Genomic DNA, 20,932 nt, shown 5'->3' on the forward strand with positions numbered 1-20,932 from the left:
ACCCTCGCCTGACACCACGAATCAGTGTTTTCTCCACCCATGCCCTTCGCCTTCCTGAAACGCCTGCAGACGCCGAGGCCCGCGCCTGTGCAAGAACGGATGCATGAGGTCGCCGGCCGCACGCTGCCGCTCAGGATCGTCGAGAACGACCGCGCCCGCCGCCTGACGCTGCGTATCGACAGCGGCGGCCGGGGCCTTCGGATCACCGTTCCGCCGGGCGTGGCCGCCCGCGACGTCGAACGTTTCCTCGACCGCCACCAGGGCTGGCTGGAACAGCGCTTGGCCAAGGTGCCTGACCGGCCGCAGGTGCGTCCCGGCATCAAGATCCCGCTGCGCGGCGTGGCGCACCGCATCGTGCACGAACCCGGCACGCGCGGCAGCGTCAGCATCGACCGCGACGAGACGGGACCGCTGCTCGTCGTCCATGGCGACCGCCGGCATCTGCCGCGGCGGCTGGCCGATTTCCTGAAGCGCGAGGCCAAGCGCGATATCGAGGCGCTGGTCGCGAAGCACACGACAACCATCGGCAAGCGGGCCAAGGCGGTGCGCTTCCGTGACACCTCGAGCCGCTGGGGCTCGTGCACCTCGGACGGCACGCTCTCCTTCTCCTGGCGCATCATGATGGCACCCGCACCCGTCATCGACTATCTCGTCGCCCATGAGGTCGCGCATCTCGAGGAGATGAACCACGGGCCGAAGTTCTGGAAGCTCTGCAAGGAACTCTGTCCCGACACCGAGCGCTGCCGGGACTGGCTGAAACGCAATGGCGGCGCGCTGCATGCGATACAGTTCGAGTGATGAGCGAATAGCGAGTAGCCAATAGCGAATAGGGGAAGAAGAGGATTGGCTGACAGGGCCGGCTAAGCAACCTCTCACGCGGCTCCCCTATTCGCTACTCACTATTCGCTATTCGCTCATTCCCTCTTTTCCTCGACTTCGCCGGCTTTTCGTGCCACTGCCAACGCCATGTCCATCGACGTCAAGATCTGCGGCCTCAAGACCGACGAAACGCTGCAAGCGGCGCTTGCCGCCGGCGCTTCGCATGTCGGCTTCATCTTCTTCCCCAAGAGCCCGCGCAACATCGCGCCCGAAGAGGCGGGACGGCTGCGGCAGGCGGCCAGCGACAGGGCGAAAGCCGTTGCCGTGACCGTCGACGCCGACGATGCCGCGCTCGACGCGATCGTGGCCACCATGGCGCCCGACATGCTGCAGCTTCACGGCAAGGAGACGCCCGAACGGGCGGCGGCCGTGAAGGCACGCTATCGCCTGCCCGTCATGAAGGCCTTTTCCATCAGCACGCCCGATGATCTGCGGAAACCACGAGCCTTCGCCGGTATCGCCGACCGCTTCCTGTTCGATGCCAAGCCGCCGGCGGGATCGGAATTGCCCGGCGGCAACGGTGTTTCGTTCGACTGGCGCCTGCTCGCCGGCCTTGACGCTGAAGTCGATTACATGCTTTCGGGTGGGCTCAACGCCGCCAATATCGGCGACGCGCTCCGTCTCGCCAAGCCGCCCGGAATCGATATCTCCTCCGGTGTGGAAAGCGCTCCGGGCGTCAAGGATGTGGGGCTGATCACGGAATTCTTCCGGGCCGTTCGGACCGCGCAGGAGAAGAGCGCCGTATGAAGCCGCGCGGGAGGTCGTCTCCTTTCCCCTCGCGCACGCCCGCGGCCGCCGGAACCTTGCCGGGATGAGAGATTGAACTGCCCCGGGCAGCACAGGACAGAACGATGAACAAGCCCTTAGATCCGAATTCCTTCCGCACCGGCCCCGACGAGCAGGGCATGTTCGGCATCTTCGGCGGCCGCTTCGTGGCCGAGACGCTGATGCCGCTGATCCTCGACCTCGAACGGCACTGGAACGAGGCGAAGGACGACCCGGCCTTCCGCGCCGAGTTGCAGGCGCTGTCGACCTTTTATGCCGGCCGGCCCTCGAAGCTCTATTTCGCCGAGGGGCTGACGCGCCATCTGCGTGAGGTGTCCGCGGCCAAGGGCCGCGGGGGCGGCGCCAAGGTCTATTTCAAGCGCGAGGACCTCAACCACACCGGCTCGCACAAGATCAACAACTGCCTCGGCCAGATCCTCCTGGCCAAGCGCATGGGCAAGAAGCGCATCATCGCCGAGACGGGTGCGGGCCAGCACGGCGTCGCCTCGGCCACGGTCGCCGCCCGCTTCGGCTATCCGTGCGTGGTCTATATGGGCGCCACCGACGTCGAGCGGCAAAAGCCCAACGTGTTCCGCATGAAGCTTTTGGGCGCCGAGGTGCGGCCGGTGTCGGCCGGCCACGGCACGCTGAAGGACGCCATGAACGAGGCGCTGCGCGACTGGGTGACCAATGTCGAGGACACCTATTATCTGATCGGCACCGCCGCCGGGCCGCATCCCTATCCGGAGCTGGTGCGCGACTTCCAGTCGGTGATCGGCGCGGAAGCGCGGGCCCAGATCCTCGAGCAGGAGGGCCGCCTGCCCGACGTCGTCATCGCCGCCGTCGGCGGCGGCTCCAACGCCATCGGTATCTTCCATCCCTTCCTCGACGACCGCGGCGTCAGGATCGTCGGCGTCGAGGCCGGCGGCCGCGGCCTCGACGGCATCGAGCACTGCGCCTCGATGAATGCCGGGCGGCCGGGCGTGCTGCACGGCAACCGCACCTATCTCCTGCAGAACGACGACGGCCAGATCCTCGACGGCCATTCGATCTCGGCCGGGCTCGACTATCCCGGCGTCGGGCCCGAGCATGCCTGGCTGCGCGACAGCGGCCGCGTCGACTATGTGCCCATCCTCGACGACGAGGCGCTCGACGCGTTCCAGCTGACCACCAAGGTCGAGGGCATCATCCCGGCGCTGGAATCGGCCCATGCCATCGCCCATGCGGTCAAGCTCGCGCCCGCCATGGACAAGGACCGGATCGTCGTCGTCAACCTGTCGGGCCGCGGCGACAAGGACGTGCATACGGTGGCCCAGATGATGGGCATGGAGATCTGATCATGACGACCCGCATCGACCGCCGCTTCGCAAAGCTCAAGGCCGAGGGCCGCCCGGCGCTGGTCACCTATTTCATGGGGGGCGACCCCGACTACGACACCTCGCTGTCGATCATGAAGGCGCTGCCCGGGGCCGGCAGCGACGTGATCGAGCTCGGCATGCCGTTCTCCGACCCGATGGCCGACGGCCCGGCGATCCAGGCGGCGGGGCTGCGGGCGCTGAAGGGCGGCCAGACCCTGGCCAGGACGCTGCAGCTCGCCCGCGAGTTCCGCAGGCACGACGCCGACACGCCCGTCATCATGATGGGCTACTACAACCCGATCTACAGCTACGGGGTCGAGCGCTTCGTGGCCGACGCGCTCGAAGCCGGCATCGACGGGCTGATCGTCGTCGACCTGCCGCCCGAGATGGACGAGGAGCTCTGCCTGCCCGCCCTCAGGGCCGGCTTGAACTTCATTAGGCTCGCGACCCCGACCACCGACGACCGCCGCCTGCCGACCGTGCTGCGCAACACCTCTGGTTTCGTCTATTATGTGTCGATGACCGGCATCACCGGCTCCGCACTGCCCGACACGACGAAGGTCGCCGACGCGGTCGACCGCATCAAGAGCCACACCGACTTGCCGGTCTGCGTCGGCTTCGGGGTCAAGACCGCCGAGCAGGCGCGGGTCATCGGCGGATCGGCAGACGGCGTGGTGGTGGGCACGGCGATCGTCAATGCGGTCGCCAATGTGCTCGGCCCCAGGGGCGAGAAGACGGCGGACCCGGCCGAGGCCGTGGCGACGCTGGTCAACGGGCTCGCCCAAGGCGTGCGCTCGGCCCGCCTTGCTTAGGCCCGATAGTTCGCCCATCTGTTTGGTACGGCCCGTCCCGGGCAGATGAGGCCTCGGCAAACTAGGCCCCGACAAACGAGGCCCCGACAACTGGGAATGACGCGATGAACTGGATCACCAACTTCGTCCGGCCGAAGATCAATTCGATGCTGGGCCGCCGCGAGATGCCGGAAAATCTCTGGATCAAGGATCCCGAGAGCGGCGAAATGGTCTTCCACAAGGACCTCGAGGAAAACCAGTTCGTCATCCCCTCCTCCGGCCATCACATGAAGATCGCCGCCAAGGAGCGGCTCAAATATTTCTTCGACGACGGCAGATACGAGGTCATCGAGAACCCCAAGGTGACCGTCGATCCGCTGAAGTTCCGCGATGAGAAACGCTACATCGACCGGCTGAAGGACGCCAAGGCCAAGACCGGCCTGGAAGACGCTATCCTCAACGCCACGGGCACCATCGAAGGCCTGCCCATCGTGGCGACCGTGCAGGACTTCGCCTTCATGGGCGGCTCGCTCGGCATGGCCGCCGGCGACGCCATTATCAGGGCGTTCGAGGTGGCGCTCGAGAAGAAGCGGCCGCTGGTGCTCTTTGCCGCCTCGGGCGGCGCGCGCATGCAGGAAGGCATCCTGTCGCTGATGCAGCTGCCGCGCACCACGGTCGGCGTCGACCGGCTGAAGGAGGCGGGCCTTCCCTATGTCGTGGTGCTCACCAATCCGACCACCGGCGGCGTCACAGCTTCCTACGCCATGCTGGGCGACGTCCACATCGCGGAGCCCGGCGCGCTCATCGGCTTCGCCGGCCCACGCGTGATCGAGCAGACCATCCGCGAAAAGCTGCCCGAGGGCTTCCAGCGCTCCGAATATCTGATGGAGCACGGCATGGTCGACATGGTCGTCTCCCGCCTCGACCTGAAGGACACGATCGCCCGGCTCCTGAAGATCCTCCTGAAGACACCCGACGACGACGCGATCGAAGCGGAGGCGCCGCCGCCGTCCGTGCTATCGGCAGAAGCGCGGCCGCACGCCTGACGCCCGCCCCTCCGGCCGGCGCGCCTGAAGCGCGTCGCATGAAGAAGGATGCACGCGACCAGGTTCAGGTTCTTGGTTTAGCGCATGTCTTTTTCCCGAAGCCGCCGCACATTTTCGGGAGACATGCTTTGACGCCGCAGCAAGGTATGACCGTGACCGCCACAACCGCCGCCGATCTCGAAATAGAGCGCCTTATGGCGCTCCACCCGAAGGGTTTCGACCTTTCGCTGGAACGAATCACCCGGCTGTTGAGGCGGCTCGGCGACCCGCAGGACCGGCTACCTCCGGTGATCCATATCGCCGGCACCAACGGCAAGGGCTCGGCCGCGGCCTTCTCGCGGGCGCTGCTGGAGGCCGAAGGCAAGCGGGTGCATGTCCACACCTCGCCGCATCTGGTGAACTGGCATGAGCGCTACCGCATCGGCGCGCCTGATGGCGGGAGGCTGGTCGCCGACGACGTGCTCGCCGACGCGATCGCACGCGTGGCTGCAGCCAATAGCGGCGAGACGATCACCGTCTTCGAAGTGTTGACCGCCGTCACTTTCCTGCTCTTCGCGGAACATCCGGCCGATGCCGCCATCATCGAGGTCGGGCTGGGCGGCCGCTTCGACGCGACCAATGTCATCAGGAACCCGGCGGTCAGCTTGATCATGCCGATCTCGCTCGACCATCAGGCCTATCTCGGCGACAGGGTGGAACTGATCGCGGCGGAGAAGGCCGGCATCATCAAGCCGGACGCGCCCGTCGTCATCGGCGCGCAGGAACATGATGCGGCGCAGGACCTGCTGGTCGAGACCGCCGAGCGGCACGGCTGCCCGCTTTGGGTCTACGGACAGGACTTCCTCGCCTACGAGGAGAACAGACGCATGATCTATCAGGACGAGGAAGGCCTGATGGATCTGACACCGCCACGGCTGGCCGGCCGCCACCAGTTCGCCAATGCGGCGGCGGCGATCGCCGCGGTCAAGGCGGCGGGATTCGAGCTGAGCCATACGGCCGTCGACCGCGCCATGGTCACGGTCGAATGGCCCGGCCGCATGCAGCGGTTGCCGCAGGGTCGCCTGTCGGAGCTGGCTCCGACCGGCGCCGAGGTGTGGATCGACGGCGGTCACAATCCCGGCGCGGGCCTGGTCATCGCCGAGGCGCTGACGGAGCAGGAGGAGAAGTTCCCCCGGCCGCTCTTCCTCATTTCGGGCATGATCAACACCAAGGACCAGACCGGCTATTTCAGCGCCTTCCACGGCATGGCCCGCCACGTCTACACCGTTCCGGTGAGTGCCAGCGACGCCGGGGTGCCCAATGCCGAGCTCGCGGCGCGCGCCGCGGAAGCCGGCCTGTCGGCCGAGCCCGTGAATTCGGTCGCCAATGCCCTCATGCTGCTGCGCGACACCTGGGATCCGTCGGAGACGCCGCCGCGCATCCTCATCGGCGGTTCGCTCTACCTGGTCGGGGCCGTGCTGGCGCAGAACGGCACGCCGCCGGTGTGAGGGGCTTACACCAATGGGGCCTGGATGTTGACACATCCAGGTAAGGTGGATGCTCAGGCATCCACCTTACCTCAGTCACCGGCGCGGCCCATCCGGGCCGCTTGGAGCGCCGCGCGTCCGTTTGGACGCGCAAAGGACGCTCCAGCACTTTGAGCCAACGCATCGTGCTTTCCGAAAATCGTGCACGATTTTCGGGCCGATGCGGTAGCTTTCGCGCCAACGGGCGTGGGCAACGCGGTCGCGCGCTCCAACGGTCGATCTTGTCGACCGTTGGTATTACTTCAGCTCGACCTCGATAAAGGCGTATTCGGCGCCGCTGGCGTTGACGACGTCGTGCTCGACGCCCGCGCTGCGGAAATATGGCACGCCCTGCTTCATGTCGGCGAAGGTCTCGCCCTGCTTTGTCACCAGCTTCAGGCGGCCGTCCATCAGCGGCATCACGACATAATCGTGGCCGTGCCGATGCCAACCGGTACTGGCGTCATCGGCGAAACGGTACTCCGTGACGATCACGCGGTCATTGTCGATGAGGACCTTTGCTTTTGCCGCTGTCGACATTATGGGCTCCTGGCTGGGGACTTTGCGCCGAGCAAAGCGGCGGAAAGCGGGCCGGACGAGTGCCAGGTGGCCTCATACCGATAGGCCTGGATGTCCAGGCCAGATGGATGCTCACGCATCCCCTTACCTCAGTCGCCGGCGCGGCCGATCCGGGCCCCCCGGCTTTCGCGCTACCGCATCGGCCCGAGAATCGGACACGATCTTCGGATAGCGGTGGCACTCAGTCGCAGAGGGTCCTTTGCGGGTCCAAGTGGACGCGCGGCGCTCAATCGCGCGCTCCGGCGGTCGATGAGATCGACCGCCGGTATAGTTCAATACGACCAGCAAAAAGCCCGGCGTGACGGCCGGGCTCGTGCATGGTGTGGAGCGGAGCGCGTCAGGCGACGGCGCCGTTAATCCAATGCGACAGGGCCGTCTTTGGCGCCGCGCCGACCTTCATATCGGCCACTTCGCCGCCCTTGAAGATCATCAGCGTGGGAATCGAGCGCACGCCGTACTGGGCGGCCAGCTCCGGATTCTCGTCGATATTGAGCTTGGCGACCTTCACCTTGCCGTCCAGCTCGGTCGAGATCTCCTCGAGCGCCGGGGCGATCATCTTGCAGGGTCCGCACCACTCGGCCCAGAAATCGACGACGACGGGCTCCTTCGCATCGAGCACGTCGGCCTGGAAGCTGTTCTTGTCGGTCTTGACGGTGGCCATGCTGGCATTCCTTTCGCGAGGATTCGTTCGCACAAGATGTGGTACGTGGAGAGCGAAGCTTCAAGCAGCTCTTGTGTCACGCCTGTGTGAGTCGGACAAGGGCCTCGTCCATCACGTCTTCCGGGACGGCGATCAGGCGCGGCGCCTCGGTGAAGACGAGGGCGGCGGCGATGCGTTTCCCCGGATAGATCGGCGCGAGCAGCGCCCGGTAGAGCGCGAGCTGGGCCACATAGCCCGGCGGCACCTCGGCGAGCGTGGAAGGGGCGGGCCGATTGGTCTTGTAGTCGGCGATCAGCACCGTCTCACAGATCACCGCCAGCCGGTCGATCTTGCCGGAGACAGCCCGCTCGGCTCCTCGCACCGAAAGCGTACCCATCAACGACACCTCGGCGCGCGAGCCCTGCGCGAAGATCGGAGCGAATTGGTCGTCCTCCAGGATCCGTGCCACCGAAGCCAGCGCCTGCTCCCCTTCTCCAGCGGGCCATTTCCGGCCGATACGGTCGAGATAGCGGCCTCCTGCGGCAAGCCGCTCGGCTGCGGGCAAGGAGGGCAGCATCTGCAGGAGCCGGTGGACGGCAAGGCCGCGCGCGATCGCGAAGGTGGGCTCGGCGGCCGCGTCGAGCACCGGCGACCGGCCCGATATCACTGCCTGACGCTCCTCCTCTATCAGGGCCGAAGCACCTGACGGCGCGAGCGGCCGTGGCAAGGCAGGGGCGGCAGGAAGCGGCTCGCGCAGCCTCTGCGGCAGAACGGCACCCGTCTGTTCCCGATCGCGCGGCACCGCGGCGTCGGTCGCAGCGGTTGTCGAGAGCGGTGTGATCCGGAACCGGTGAACTGCCTGGCCGGTCGCCGGCTCGATATGCTGTTCGGCCTCGTCGGCACCGACGAGCGCGCCGCTCACGATCGCGAGCCAGGTCATGGGACCGGGCGTGCGCTTGCCGTGATAGCCGCAGACGATCAACCGGTCTTCAGCGCGGGTCATGCCGACATAAAGAAGCCGGCGATACTCCTCCTCGGCCTTCTCCCTGGCCAGTGCGCCGGCTGTGCGCGAGAAGCTGTTGGCCACGTCGCTCGACGCGCGCCAGAGATAGCCGTCACCCTGCCAAATGCCGTTGCGCGGTGCGAACGGCATCAGCCGCGGCAGGTGCTGTTCGCTGAAGGCCGCACTGCCGCTGTCGACCAGGAAGACCACCGCCGCCTCCAGGCCCTTGGAGGCATGGACCGTCATGATGCGGACCTCGTCGCGGGTCTGGTCCATCTCGCGCTTGATCTCCGGGCCGGCGCTCTCCAGCGTGGCAAGGAAGGCTTCGAGCCCGGGCAGCCCGGTGCGCTCCTGGGCGAGGCAGAAGTTCAGGAACTCGTCGAGGATGTCACCCGCCTCGTGACCGAGCCTGGCGATCATCCTGCTTCTGACGCCATCGCGGCCGAGCACGCCGGCATAGAATTCGAAGACCGGCCGGAAGGCGGCCGCGGTCGCCCATTCGTCCAGCCGGGACGCGACGTCAGCGAATGACGGGTCCTCGCGTCCGGCCCGCAGCAGGGAGGCGTGGAGCGACACGCCCTTGCCGCGGCCCCAGGAAAGGCCAAACAGCGCGTCCTCGGACAGGCCGAAGATCGGGCTGCGCAGCAGCGCGGCAAGCGAGAGATCGTCTTCCGGCTGCAGCACGAACCGGCCGAGCGCGATCAGGTCCTTGACGGCGATGTGGCCCGGCAGGCTCAACCGGTCGGCGCCGGCTACGGGAATGCCGCGGCTCTTCAGCGCTCGCGACAGAGCGTGGACGAACCGGTCGCGCTTGCGCACCAGCACCATCACGTCGCCAGGCGCCAGGCGCTTGCCCGTACCTTCGATGCGTTCGCCTCTCTGCAGCCAGCCCTGGATGGTCCTGGCGACATTCTCCGCGACTTTGACCGACGGCGCACTGGCATGGTCGACCGGCTGGGTCCAGTCGTCAGGCTCCTCGACCGTATCGGCTCCGATCGGCGGCCAGACCTCGACATAGCCAGGTGCGTTATGACGGATCGCCTTGTGGTCGATCTCCTCGGTGTCGCGGGTCAGACCCTTGCGGATGTCGGGACGCTCGAAGACGCGGTCGACCGCGGCCAGCACGTCGCCGGTCGAGCGGAAGGACCAGGTGAGCCGCACCTGCTCGAAATTGCCCGCCGCAGCCCGCACCTTTTCCGAAAAGGCATGGCCGCTTTCGGCGAAGGCGGCCGGGTCGGCACCCTGGAAGGAGTAGATCGACTGCTTCTCGTCGCCGACCGCGAAGACAGTTCGATGCGCGCCCTCACGTGATCCATAGCCGGCAAAGAACTCTTCCGCGAGACGGCGCACGACCTCCCACTGATGCGGGCTGGTGTCCTGCGCTTCGTCGATGAGGATGTGGTCGATGCCCTGGTCGAGCTTGTACTGGACCCAGGGGCCGGCATCCCGGCGGGCGAGGAGCCGCACCGTGCGCATGATGAGATCGTTGAAATCCAGGAAGCCGCGCGCATTCTTCAGGTGCTCATAGCGCGCGATCAGCCAATCGGCGACGACGAGCGCTGCCCGGGTGCCCTCCAGCATACGGAAGAGAGCCAGGCGCTCACGCGCCGCCACGATAGCACCGGCGGCCGCCGAGTAGCGATCGGCGAGATCGGGCAAGCGATCATGGAGCGCCCTCTTGAATGTCTTCACGGGATCGTAGGGATCGCCGTCCGTCTTCAGGAAGCCGGCCGCGAGCAGGGCAAGCCGCCTGACGGAATCGTGCTCGGCAAAGGCGCGGTCGGCGTTGGGAACGATGGCGCCCAGCACCTTGCGGGCATCGACCGCCTCCGCCGCCTCGCGAAATTCGGCATACTGCTCCAGCGAGAAACCGGGCAGAGGCCACACATCAGCAGCGACGCCGGCGGCGGTGTCGTGCCTGTCGAATTCGAACTCCTCGAACAGAGCCGCATAATTGCCGCCGATCTGGTCAATCAGCTTGCGCAATCCGTCACGTTTCGAAACGATCTCGGCGAGCAGCGCATCGAGGCCCCATTCTCCGCCACGTTCGAGCACCGTGGCGAAGGCTTCGGCGAGGCTTTCGTTTTGAGGGCCGGCGGCACCGCTGATCATGTCGCGGCGCGCCTCGGCAAAAAGTGCTGCTTCCATCTGGCTGTCGAGCATCTCGAAATGCCCGGCGATGTTGGCCTCGAGCGGGAACTGGTGAAGCACCGCCTCGCAGAAGGCATGGATCGTCTGGATCTTCAGGCCCCCGGGCGTTTCCAGCGCCTCGGCGAAGAGGCGGCGCGCCCGCAGCAGCCGGTCACGTGTGGGCGTCCTGCCTTCGACCTTGGAGATCTGCGCAGCGAGGCTCGCCTCATCGAGCACGGCCCAGGCGGCGAGGTCGCGGAACACGCGGTTCGCCATGTTGGCCGCCGCGGCCCGCGTATAGGTCAGGCAGAGGATCTTGGAAGGATCGGTTCCTTCCAGCAGCAGACGGATCACACGCTGCGACAGGACATGCGTCTTGCCGGAACCGGCATTGGCGGACACCCAGACCGAGTAGCGAGGGTCCGCGGCAATCGCCTGCCGCTCGGCCGTCTCCTGCGGGATGGGGTAGGCCTTCTTCACGATGCCTCTCCGCCGTCGGAACCGTCGTCTCCACCGGCCGACCATTCCAGCACACGCGCCAGATGATCATAGTCGCCGTCGGTCTCGCCCTCGCGGAAGGGCAGGGCCCGGGAGAGATAGCCCGTGGCCGGACTGTTGTAGTATTCGAAGAGCTTTTCCATTCGCTGCCAGGCGTCGTTGGCAAGGTCGTCGGCCGTGCGCAGCTGCTTGTGGAATTCCAGGATCGACTCCTCCTCGACCTCGCCATTGGGCTTCAGCCTGACATAAGCGAGGCGGGAAGGGGTTCTCTTGCCGAGGGAAACGAAGGCGCCACGCAATAGAAGCCCGGCCTCCAAAGCGAGCTGCGGCGCAAGCAATGTGTGGGCCTGGCCGCGCGACGGCGACATGCCGGTCTTGTAGTCGAGTATGTCGGCGAAGCCGGCGGCGAGAAGGTCGATGCGGTCCGCGTAGCCGGAAAGCGTGACACCGCTCGCGCCAACCACCAGCGGCTCGGCCCTCACCTCCGAATGCCGCGCCGTCGTCTGGTCACCCCGGCCGCGTTCCCACGCGACGATATTGCCGGCCATGGCCAGGAATCGCGGCCACCAGACGGCCTCGACATCGGGAGGAAGCGCTGCCTCACTGAAAGCCGCCCGGCCGCAGGCGAGCAGGCGCTCGGTCGCATCGGCCGCATAGGGATCGGCGCCGGAAGCAACGAAGCGGTGCAGGATCTCGTGGAACAGCGTGCCGCGTTCGGCCGCACCAGGATCCCGCACCAATGGTTCGACCGGGAAAAGATCGAGCACCCTGCGCGCATAGACGGCGTAGGGGTCGCGGCGCAGCGTCTCGATCTCGGTCACCGAGAAGCGGCGCGGCCGCGCTTCGAGCGGCGGCGCATGGCTCGGCCTGGGCGCGTAGGCCTGCCGAGGCCCCTCGTCGATCTGTCTGGCGTAGGAAAGATAGTCCTGGCCGCGTCGCCGCAACGCCTCGGCCAGTTCCGGCCCGGCATAGGTGAGCAGCCTCTGCAACCATCGCGACGCGACCGCCGGCGCATCGCCGGCACGGGCCGCACGCGTCAGGATCACCCTTTCGGTGCCCATCGCCATCATGAAGTCGTGCGCGGCCTGGCCGATGCGGCGTTCCGGCGGCTCGAGCGTGAGGCCCGTCTTCATCATCCGCGACATGAACCGGTCGGCCTCTGCCCGGCGCGGCCAGGAACCCTCGTTGAGCCCACCCAGAACCAGTGTGTCGACCGCCTGGAGACGCGCTTCCAGCGCGCCCCAGATCGACACCCGGCCATCGCCGCCGGCGGCGGGCTTCACGACCTCGGGCGCGACCAGCGCCACCATGACGTCGGGCCATTCGTCGGCGGCGAGCTCGAAGGCGGCGTCGGCGGAAAGCAGCGACCGCAGAAGGGCAGCGAACTTGTCGCCGGCATCGCCCGCATAAAGCGCGGAGACGTCGCCGGACGCGCTGCGGGCCAGACCCTCCATCGCGACGATGGTCGTCCGCAGGAGTTCGGCGAGCGTCGCCGACGGCTGGCCGCGCTGCGCGACGAGGGGCGCAAGCACGATAGAAAGCCGGCTAAGCAGCTCTTGCGCTTCTGCCATGCGACGCGCCGACATTCGGTCATACCAGAACGGCTTGCGGCCGTCGCCGGCGAGCTGGCCGAGGCGATACCGGAACGCATCCGCCAGCGTGGCAATGTCAGGACGGCCGGTTCCGCCGCGCAAGGCAACCAGCTCGATCGTCTCGGCGGCACGCCGCACCGTGGCGCGTTCGAGGCCGAGGCCGAGCAGGGGATGTTTCAGCAGGGACAGGACGGGCACCGGATCGCCCGGCCGGAACACAGCTTGCAGCATGAGGCCGGCCAGCGTGGCCGGCGCCGTCTGGACCAGCGGGGTGCCGCCCGAATCGTCGGCGCGTATGCCGAAGCGCAGCAGTTCGGTCGAGACGCGCCGCGCCAGGTTGCGGTCGGCGGTGACGAGTGCGGCCGTCTTTCCCGGCTGCTCGACAGCCAGCCGCAAGGCGATGGCCACCGCGATCGCCTCGTCGCGCTCATTGGCGGCTTCGAGCAGGGTTATGCCCGCGAGGGCCGCTTCGGCTTCCTCGCCGCGCAAAGCGTCGCGGGCTTCGGCCCAGAGATCGGTGGTTTCGGCCGGCCGCAAGGCCTGGCTGAGGATCGCCGCGCGCAGCCCCAGCCGTGACCCGGGCTGGCCGATCTCCTCGACCTCGTCGCGCGCCACGCCGATCTTGTCGGCGAGCTTGGCCAAGCCATATTGAGGATGGCCGAACACCGAGGGCTTCGGCGTCGCACCGCGCAGCAGAGACCAGGATCTTTCGTCGAGCCGCTTGTCGAGGCCCGGCAGCACCACGGCTCCGCCTGGCAGCCTGGAGATCACCGACAACAACTCGGCCGTCGCGGGGATCGAACCGGTGGAGCCGGCAGCCACCACCGGCCCAGTGGGCGGGTTGCGTTCCAGCCGTCTCGCCTCGGCTCGTATCTGCGCATCACGATGCGCGGCCGGATTCGAGCGGTCGCGCTCGGCGAGCGCCTGCGGCCAGGCCGTCGTGACAATTTCCAGGAAGTTCAGAGTCACCTGCCACCAGCCGGCGAGATTGCCCGACACCAATTCGCCCAGTCGGCCCCAGTCCGCACCTTCCGTCTCGATCTCGTCCATCAGGACGGCAAGATCGCGCGCGAGCCAGACCGAGTCGGCCGAGGAGGCCGGCACGATCACGTCCTCCGCGTAGAGGGCGGCGACATGCGCGGGAAGCTTGCGTTTCCAGGCGCGCACCAGCGGGGCGAGCAGCAGCAGGCGCTCGATCGGAGCGATCGGCGGCGGCAGGGTCATGTCGTCCGCACCGGTCCCTTCGAACGCGGCCTCGTCCTCGTCGAATTCGCCGAGCGCGCGGATAACGGGAAGGATCGCCGACCGGCCGCCGGCGAGGTCGACAAAGGCACTCCTCAGCTCTCGCGCCGCACGCCGGGTCGGAACATAGATGGTGGCGTCGGCGAGCTTCAGCGGGTCGCCGTCGAAGCGGAAACCGGGAACCAGCTCTCCCGACATCAGCGCCTCGGCGAGCGTCGGCAGAAATCGAACACCCGGCGGGATCGAAAAGACCTTCGGCCTCATCGTCCTTCGGCCAGAGCCTTCGCCACGGCTGCTTCGGCCTGCGCAATGGCCTCAGGCGTTCCGACCGTGATCCAACGGCCATCCATCCGGTGGCCGAACAACCGACCGGCGGCGATCGCACGGTCGAAATAAAGGTTGAGGGAATGCGGCTCGGCATTCGCACCCGCAAAGATGCACGGGTGCACGATCGCCGCGCCGGCATAGATCAGCCCTTCGGGTGCGCCGCCCGACCGCGCGAGGCGCCCGTCCAGGCCGAGCAGGAAATCGCTCTTGCCGGAATGGCCCGTCGCCGACTGAAAATCCGCAAGCATGATCAGAATATCCATCGCGGCCGCATCCCAGGCAAGGGCGAGCGACGCGAGGTTCGATTGCGACCTGTCGATCCAGAAGGTGTCGGCATTGAGGATGAAGAAGGGCGAAGGTCCGAGGAGCGGCAACGCCTTGACGACGCCGCCAGCGGAATCGAGCAGACGGCCACTTTCGTCGGAGACCGTGACCTTGGGCCGAGACCGGCCGGCGAGATGGGCCACGACCTGTTCGGGAAAGTGATGGACATTGACCACCGCGCGCTCGACCCCGGCCGCAACGAGGCTGTCCAGGCCCCAGTCGAGAAGCGTTTTGCCCGCGATCCGCACCAGCGGCTTGGGAATGGTCTCCGTGATCGGCCGCATGCGCTTGCCGAGGCCGGCGGCGAGCACCATCGCGATATCGGGCAAGCTCCCGGCCGTCATGATTTCGGTTCCTCGACGAGACCGGTGCGGTGGTAGAAGTCGCGGACTTCGGCCAGCGCCGGGTGACCGAGCGTGCGCCTGACATAGTCACGGATGCGCGGCAGATGCCTCAGATAGACCGGCTTGCCGTCGCGGCGGTCGAGCCGCACGAAGATGCCGAGAATCTTGGAATTCCGCTGCGCGCCCATGATCGCGTAGGCCTCGTCGAAGGCCGCGCGGTCGAAAGGAGCCGCGGCGGACGCGCTGTCGCGTGCCGCGACGGACGCGGCAAGCCGCGCCGTGACGGACGCAGCGAGCCGCGCCGTGACATAAGCGTCGACGGTCGCCTTCTCGATATCGGGCGGAATGGTGACGCGCGCATCGAGCGCCAGCGAGGCGACATCATAGGCGGCCGGTCCGATCAGGGCATCCTGGAAGTCGATGATGCCCAGCCGATCGTGCCCTTCGCGTTCCGCCCGCCAGATGATGTTCGGCGAATGGAAGTCGCGCATCATGAGGCTCGTCTCCTTGCCGGCAAGCCGGTCGAAGGCCGCGCTCCAGGCATCGCGGAAACCCTCGACATCGGCTTCGCTCGCCGGACGACCCGTCACGAAGGGCAGGTACCAGTCGATCAGAAGCTCTGCCTCGATCATCATCGCGTCGCGATCGAATGGCGGGATCACATGCTCCACGCCGGGGGCCGCCTCGGCGCGATCCGGCCAGTTCCTTTCATGCATGAAGGCGAGCAGCCGGGCCGCCGCCTCGTAGCGCTCGCGTATCGGCGCACCCTGGGCGTCGAGGAAACTGCCCGAACCGAGATTCTCGATCAGCAGGAAGCCCTGATCGAGATTCCCCGCATATATCTCCGGCACCGAGACGCCGGCGTCCCGCAGCAGCCGGGCGACAGCGACGAAGGCATGGACCGACTGCGCGCTGCGGGCGATCACCGCATAGGGCTTGTCGTCGCGCACAGGCGGACCGAGCACCAGGCCAGGGGAATTCATCAGCACGCGGTCGGGACGGCCGGGAAGGCTCACGGTCTCATAGGAGCGGGCCGAGGCGTCCCCGACGAGGTGGCTGCGGCTGGCTCCGTGCCAGCCAGAGCGATCGAGGAAATCGCGGATCGACAGCGAGCGGCCGATGCGGTCGACCGCGCCGTCCGGCCCCCTGATCGTGGCGACACGCCCCTCGCCGGCGTCGGCGAGCTCAACGACGACCATGTCGGCGGGCAGGCGGTCACCGGCCTTTTCCGGCCATTCTACCAGCGCGACGCCGGCGGCCAGGGCCTCGTCGAAACCGAGTTCGTCGAGTTCATCGGGTGCCGCGAGCCGATAGAGGTCGAAATGCTGGACGGGTATTTGCGTGTCGTAGGCCTGCACCAGGGTGAAGGTCGGGCTCGGGACCTCCAGGTCCGGATCGCCGGCCAGCGCGCGGATCAGGCCTCGCGCCAACGTGGTCTTGCCGGCGCCGAGATCTCCACGCAGGGCAATGGCATCGCCGTGCCGCAGGGCGGCCGCGATATCCCCGCCGAGGCGAGTCGTCGCCTGCTCATCGGGAAGACGGCGTTCGAGGACGGCCATGCCGACTGTTACTCCGCCGCGACCTTGACACCCGACGGCGCGAGGGGGAAGCGGCAAATGACGGTGGTGCCGCGCCCGCTGCCTGTATCGATCGCGACCGTGCCGCCATGCAGCTCGACGAAACTCTTGACGATCGACAGGCCGAGGCCGGCCCCGCGGCGGCGCCCGCCATTGCTGTGGGTCTCGAAACGCCGGAACACGGTGTCCAGGACCTCCGGCGACATGCCGGGCCCGTCGTCATGCACGGCGAACTCGATCGAGCCGCCGGCCATCCTGCAGGAGAGCGTGATGGTGCCGCCCTCCGGCGCATAGTTGGCCGCATTGCTCAGCAGGTTGAACAGGATCTGCCGGATGCGGTTCTCGTCGCCGGCGAAGGTGTTCGGCGCACGGGCGGCGTCGAGCCGCAGCGCGATCGAATGCTCGCGCAGCCTTTCGGCGACGAGGTCGGCCGCGGCGGAGATCGTGTGCTCCACACGCACCTCTCCGATGTCGAGCTCCATGATGCCGGCATCGACCGTCGCCAGGTCCAATATGTCGTTGACGATCGTCAGGAGCACCGACGAGGAGGAGGAGATGTGATCGATATATTCGCGCTGGCGCGGCGTCAGCGGGCCGGAGCCCGGACCGTCGCCGGTGCCCGGCAGCGTCAGGAGTTCAGTGAAGCCGATGATGTTGGTCAAAGGCGAGCGCAGTTCGTAGGAGACATGCTGTACGAAATCGTTCTTGAGCTGGTCGGCCTTCTGCAACGCCTCGTTCTTGTCCTTCAGCGCGCGCTCGACATTGACGCTGTCGGTCACGTCGACAAAGGTCATCATGACCTGGCCGTTGGGCAGGTGGATGACGGCGTATCGCAGCACGGTGCCGTTTCGCAGCTCGGCCTGGCCATGCCCGTCGCGGCGCTCGTCGTCGAAACCGGTCACCGACGCAACAAAGCCGCCCCAGGGGCTGTCGACTGCGAGACGGTCGCATTCGGCCCGGATCGCCGTGATATGAGTGTTGCGCTCCGCCTTTTCCGGGGGAAGCCCCCACAGGCTGGCGAAGGCCGGATTCGACAGGCGGATACGGCCGTCGGGGCCGAACACGGCGACGCCTTCGGCCAGATTGTCGAGCGTCTCACCCTGGACCCGGACCGCGGTGTTGTAGCGGCTTTCGAGGTCGATCTTTTCCGTGAGATTCTCGAACAGCCAGGTCACGCCGCCCTTGGGCTGCGGATTGGCGACGACGCGGATCGTGCGGCCGTCGGGCAAGTGCCACCAATGTTCCTGGGGATCGAGCGAACGATAGGCGCCGAGGACGGTTTCCTTCCAGCGCCGCCATTCGGGCTGCTCGGCGATCCTTCCTTCACTGCGCAGCCTGTCGAGAAGCAGCGCATTGTCAGGCGCGCTTTCCAGGAACGCCTGGTCGAGCCCCCACAGCTTCTGGAAGGCCTGGTTGAAGAAGCGCAGCTTCTCCTGCTGGTCGAAGATCGCCACCGCCGTGTTGAGCTGATCAAGCGTGTCGGCGTGGCTACGCACGGTGCGCTCATATTCCTCACGGATGTTTTCGGCGTCGCTGAGATCGGCGGCGATGCCGGCAGAGCCTTCGCGGCTGGCGAAATCTGTGATCGCGAACATGCGGCGATCCCCATGGATGACCGTCGACACGGTCTGCTCGAACACGGGCCGGACGAGATGCTGGTCCGCGATGTTCGCGCGCGACTGGGTCCCGAGAAGTTCCCGGGACTCGCGAACCGCCATGTCCTGGCCCTCTGCCTCGACCGCCTCCGCATAGGCGCGGTTCACCCATTTCAGGCGGCCGTCCGCGGCGCGCAGCCAGAACGGCATCTTCAGCGCATCGATCAGGCCGAGCAGGACCTCATAGTCGGAGGCGAGGCGCTGGTTCTCGAGCCGCATATGCGCATGCAGGCGCTGCGCTTCCGACAGCGAGACGAAGCGCACGAAGGCGTGGCGGGCGCTCTTGCGTCCCTGGACCTCCAGCGGCGCCCCGGCCTGTGTCTCGATGGTCAGGTCGAACGAGACCGCCTTCTCCCGAAGCCCCATCACAGCGTGTTCGAGCGCGGCGGCGGAGCGGGGCGAAAGCCAGCGGCCGAAGGCGAGGAAGGCCGCGCGATCGTCCGGCGCGCCGCTCTCCGCCGGAAGGGCGCCGAGCAGCTCGGCCTTGCGGTCGTCGCCGGCCCAGACGACGACACGCTGGTCGCGCAGGTTGAGCAGGGCCTCGGTGCGATGCAGCGAAGCATTGAGATCGGCGACACGCCCGCGCAGCTCGGCATTCTCCCGGGCGATGCGGGTGCGCTCGCGGATCAGCCAGAACGCCGAAAGCAATGCCGCCCCAAGCACGCCGGCGAAGACGGAACCCTGAACGATTTCGAATGTACCGACGGGAAATGCGGCGGCGCGCTGCTGGGCGTGGGCGACGAGCGGCACCATCGGGAGAGCGAGGCCGGCCGCAGCCGGAAGCATGTGTCGCGCGGAGCGCAAGAGTTCCGATTCCGGCGCCCTGCCGGCATCGCCGCTCGAATCGTCGTGGCCGCCGGTTACGGCCCTTCCCGCCTGAAGCGGGTCTTCGCCCGGCATGTCTTGTTCCTCTCCGCCGCCTGAATGCAAGACTGCCCTTTTGCGTGGCCCTGTTGTCCCCGGACCCCGGACGAAGGGCATCGCGAATCAGCGCACAATAACCGGTGGGCGAATCGCCGTGAAGAAGGCGGGCGCGCAAAAAAGAAGCCGGGCAGAAAGTCAACTGCCCGGCTTCAATATCTTGTAGGTATCTTGGAAAGAATTAGTACCTGTAGTGCTCCGGCTTGAACGGACCCTGTGTCGTCACGCCGATATAGGCCGCCTGTTCGCCGGAAAGCTCGGTGAGCTTCGCGCCGAGCTTGTCGAGATGGAGGCGCGCCACCTTCTCGTCGAGATGCTTCGGCAGCACATAGACCTGGTTCTCGTACTGGCCCGGCTTCGACCAGAGCTCGATCTGGGCGAGCACCTGGTTGGTGAAGGACGCCGACATGACGAAGCTCGGATGGCCCGTGGCGTTGCCGAGATTGAGCAGGCGGCCTTCCGAAAGCAGGATCATGCGCTTGCCGTCAGGAAAATTGACGAGGTCGACCTGCGGCTTGATGTTGGTCCATTTCAGGTTGCGCAGCGCGGCGACCTGGATCTCGTTGTCGAAGTGGCCGATATTGCCGACGATCACCATGTCCTTCATCTGGCGCATGTGATCGAGGGTGATGACGTCCTTGTTGCCGGTCGTGGTGATCACGATGTCGGCGGTCGGGGCGGCATCTTCGAGGGTGACGACCTCGAAACCGTCCATCGCGGCCTGCAGCGCGCAGATCGGATCGATCTCGGTGACCTTGACGCGCGCGCCGGCGCCCTTGAGCGAGGCGGCAGAGCCCTTGCCGACGTCGCCGTAGCCGCAGACCACGGCGACCTTGCCGGCCATCATGACGTCGGTGGCGCGACGGATGCCGTCGACCAGCGATTCCTTGCAACCATATTTGTTGTCGAACTTCGACTTGGTGACGCTGTCGTTGACGTTGATCGCAGGGAAGGGCAGCAGGCCCTTCTTCTGAAGCTGGTACAGGCGGTTGACGCCCGTCGTCGTCTCCTCGGTCACGCCGCGGATCGCCTGCTTGTTCCTGGCGAAGAAGCCCGGCGTCGCGGCCATGCGCTTCCTGATCTGGGCGAAGAGTATCTCCTCTTCCTCGCTGCCGGGCCTGGACAATACATCCTCGCCGGCTTCGGCGCGCGCGCCGATGAGGATGTACATGGTGGCATCGCCGCCGTCATCGAGGATCATGTTCGACGAGCCGCCGTCGGCCCACTGGAAGATCTTGTCGGTGTATTCCCAATATTCTTCGAGCGATTCGCCCTTGACGGCGAAGACAGGGATGCCGGCTTCGGCGATCGCCGCCGCGGCATGGTCCTGGGTCGAGAAGATATTGCATGACGCCCAGCGGACATCGGCGCCGAGCGCCTTCAGCGTCTCGATGAGCACGGCCGTCTGGATGGTCATATGCAGGGAACCGGAGATACGGGCGCCCTTGAGCGGCTTGGCTTCGCCGAATTCCTCACGGCAAGCCATCAGGCCCGGCATCTCGGTTTCGGCGATCTCGATTTCCTTGCGGCCCCAATCGGCCAGCGAAATGTCTTTGACGACGTAGTCCTTGGCTGCCACGGCAGTTCTCCATGAATGCTCTGTCTCACGTGTCGGGCACCGGCACGACCGGGAACCGTCATGCGTATCCGCCCCGATGCCCCGCGCGCCAAGGTGCGTTCAAGCGGATCCGGCAGGCGCGAGATGGCGTCTGACTAGCAGATCGCCCCGATTTCGACAATGGGATATAAAGAAATC

Annotated in this window: 14 protein-coding genes; 6 read left to right on the forward strand and 8 right to left on the reverse strand. The window is 66.7% G+C overall.

Annotation, left to right across the window (positions count from 1 at the left end):
• The first annotated feature begins 39 nt into the window (after positions 1 to 39).
• The 6 genes from JN302_RS05600 (at position 40) to JN302_RS05625 (ending at position 6,326) form a co-directional block, all read left to right on the forward strand.
• Positions 40 to 798 carry a M48 family metallopeptidase gene (locus JN302_RS05600; protein WP_202334202.1) on the forward strand — a complete coding sequence of 253 codons (759 nt, stop codon included), beginning with the start codon at positions 40 to 42 and terminating at the stop codon, positions 796 to 798.
• Positions 799 to 966: 168 nt separating this feature from the next.
• On the forward strand, positions 967 to 1,626 hold the full coding sequence (locus JN302_RS05605) for a phosphoribosylanthranilate isomerase (protein ID WP_202332254.1): 660 nt from the start codon (positions 967 to 969) through the stop codon (positions 1,624 to 1,626).
• 104 nt (positions 1,627 to 1,730) lie between these two features.
• Entirely contained in the window at positions 1,731 to 2,981 is a 1,251-nt protein-coding gene (trpB, locus tag JN302_RS05610; protein ID WP_202332255.1) for a tryptophan synthase subunit beta, read from the forward strand.
• A 2-nt stretch (positions 2,982 to 2,983) separates the two neighbouring features.
• Positions 2,984 to 3,814, forward strand: coding sequence for a tryptophan synthase subunit alpha (gene trpA, locus JN302_RS05615; protein ID WP_202332256.1), 831 nt, complete (start codon positions 2,984 to 2,986; stop codon positions 3,812 to 3,814).
• A gap of 104 nt (positions 3,815 to 3,918) precedes the next feature.
• Positions 3,919 to 4,839, forward strand: a complete 921-nt coding sequence (gene accD, locus JN302_RS05620) for an acetyl-CoA carboxylase, carboxyltransferase subunit beta (RefSeq protein WP_202310582.1) — start codon at positions 3,919 to 3,921, stop codon at positions 4,837 to 4,839.
• Between the two features lie 146 nt (positions 4,840 to 4,985).
• Positions 4,986 to 6,326, forward strand: a complete 1,341-nt coding sequence (locus JN302_RS05625) for a bifunctional folylpolyglutamate synthase/dihydrofolate synthase (protein ID WP_202334203.1) — start codon at positions 4,986 to 4,988, stop codon at positions 6,324 to 6,326.
• Positions 6,327 to 6,602: 276 nt separating this feature from the next.
• On the opposite strand, the gene JN302_RS05630 is transcribed toward JN302_RS05625, so the two are convergent.
• The 8 genes from JN302_RS05630 to ahcY form a co-directional block, all read right to left on the reverse strand.
• The gene (locus tag JN302_RS05630) at positions 6,603 to 6,884 is read right to left on the reverse strand and encodes a cupin domain-containing protein (RefSeq protein WP_202332257.1); all 282 of its coding nucleotides are present in this window, start codon (positions 6,882 to 6,884) and stop codon (positions 6,603 to 6,605) included.
• A gap of 376 nt (positions 6,885 to 7,260) precedes the next feature.
• Positions 7,261 to 7,584 (reverse strand): thioredoxin, encoded by a 324-nt coding sequence (gene trxA / locus JN302_RS05635; protein ID WP_202310585.1) that lies wholly within the window; start codon positions 7,582 to 7,584, stop codon positions 7,261 to 7,263.
• Between the two features lie 76 nt (positions 7,585 to 7,660).
• Positions 7,661 to 11,176, reverse strand: coding sequence for a double-strand break repair helicase AddA (addA, locus tag JN302_RS05640; protein WP_202332258.1), 3,516 nt, complete (start codon positions 11,174 to 11,176; stop codon positions 7,661 to 7,663).
• Positions 11,173 to 14,292, reverse strand: a complete 3,120-nt coding sequence (gene addB / locus JN302_RS05645; protein ID WP_202332259.1) for a double-strand break repair protein AddB — start codon at positions 14,290 to 14,292, stop codon at positions 11,173 to 11,175. Before addB ends, addA begins: the two co-directional genes overlap by 4 nt.
• Positions 14,289 to 15,023 (reverse strand): nucleotidyltransferase family protein, encoded by a 735-nt coding sequence (locus tag JN302_RS05650; protein ID WP_202332260.1) that lies wholly within the window; start codon positions 15,021 to 15,023, stop codon positions 14,289 to 14,291. The genes addB and JN302_RS05650 overlap by 4 nt, the downstream gene beginning before the upstream one ends.
• Positions 15,020 to 16,582 (reverse strand): tRNA (adenosine(37)-N6)-threonylcarbamoyltransferase complex ATPase subunit type 1 TsaE, encoded by a 1,563-nt coding sequence (gene tsaE / locus JN302_RS05655; RefSeq protein ID WP_202332261.1) that lies wholly within the window; start codon positions 16,580 to 16,582, stop codon positions 15,020 to 15,022. Before tsaE ends, JN302_RS05650 begins: the two co-directional genes overlap by 4 nt.
• A gap of 8 nt (positions 16,583 to 16,590) precedes the next feature.
• The gene (locus JN302_RS05660) at positions 16,591 to 19,155 is read right to left on the reverse strand and encodes a sensor histidine kinase (RefSeq protein ID WP_202332262.1); all 2,565 of its coding nucleotides are present in this window, start codon (positions 19,153 to 19,155) and stop codon (positions 16,591 to 16,593) included.
• A gap of 202 nt (positions 19,156 to 19,357) precedes the next feature.
• The gene (ahcY, locus tag JN302_RS05665) at positions 19,358 to 20,755 is read right to left on the reverse strand and encodes an adenosylhomocysteinase (RefSeq protein ID WP_202310596.1); all 1,398 of its coding nucleotides are present in this window, start codon (positions 20,753 to 20,755) and stop codon (positions 19,358 to 19,360) included.
• Positions 20,756 to 20,932: the final 177 nt, after the last annotated feature.

It is taken from the genome of Mesorhizobium sp. L-8-3 (assembly GCF_016756615.1).
In the GTDB taxonomy this organism is placed as follows: domain Bacteria; phylum Pseudomonadota; class Alphaproteobacteria; order Rhizobiales; family Rhizobiaceae.

Bases quoted from the DNA above. Each gene is read 5' to 3' on its own strand.
- JN302_RS05600 (WP_202334202.1), top strand. From the start codon at position 40: ATGCCCTTCGCCTTCCTGAAACGCCTGCAGACGCCGAGGCCCGCGCCT.
- JN302_RS05605 (WP_202332254.1), top strand. From the start codon at position 967: ATGTCCATCGACGTCAAGATCTGCGGCCTCAAGACCGACGAAACGCTG.
- trpB (WP_202332255.1), top strand. From the start codon at position 1,731: ATGAACAAGCCCTTAGATCCGAATTCCTTCCGCACCGGCCCCGACGAG.
- trpA (WP_202332256.1), top strand. From the start codon at position 2,984: ATGACGACCCGCATCGACCGCCGCTTCGCAAAGCTCAAGGCCGAGGGC.
- accD (WP_202310582.1), top strand. From the start codon at position 3,919: ATGAACTGGATCACCAACTTCGTCCGGCCGAAGATCAATTCGATGCTG.
- JN302_RS05625 (WP_202334203.1), top strand. From the start codon at position 4,986: ATGACCGTGACCGCCACAACCGCCGCCGATCTCGAAATAGAGCGCCTT.
- JN302_RS05630 (WP_202332257.1), bottom strand. From the start codon at position 6,884: ATGTCGACAGCGGCAAAAGCAAAGGTCCTCATCGACAATGACCGCGTG.
- trxA (WP_202310585.1), bottom strand. From the start codon at position 7,584: ATGGCCACCGTCAAGACCGACAAGAACAGCTTCCAGGCCGACGTGCTC.
- addB (WP_202332259.1), bottom strand. From the start codon at position 14,292: ATGAGGCCGAAGGTCTTTTCGATCCCGCCGGGTGTTCGATTTCTGCCG.
- JN302_RS05650 (WP_202332260.1), bottom strand. From the start codon at position 15,023: ATGACGGCCGGGAGCTTGCCCGATATCGCGATGGTGCTCGCCGCCGGC.
- tsaE (WP_202332261.1), bottom strand. From the start codon at position 16,582: ATGGCCGTCCTCGAACGCCGTCTTCCCGATGAGCAGGCGACGACTCGC.
- JN302_RS05660 (WP_202332262.1), bottom strand. From the start codon at position 19,155: ATGCCGGGCGAAGACCCGCTTCAGGCGGGAAGGGCCGTAACCGGCGGC.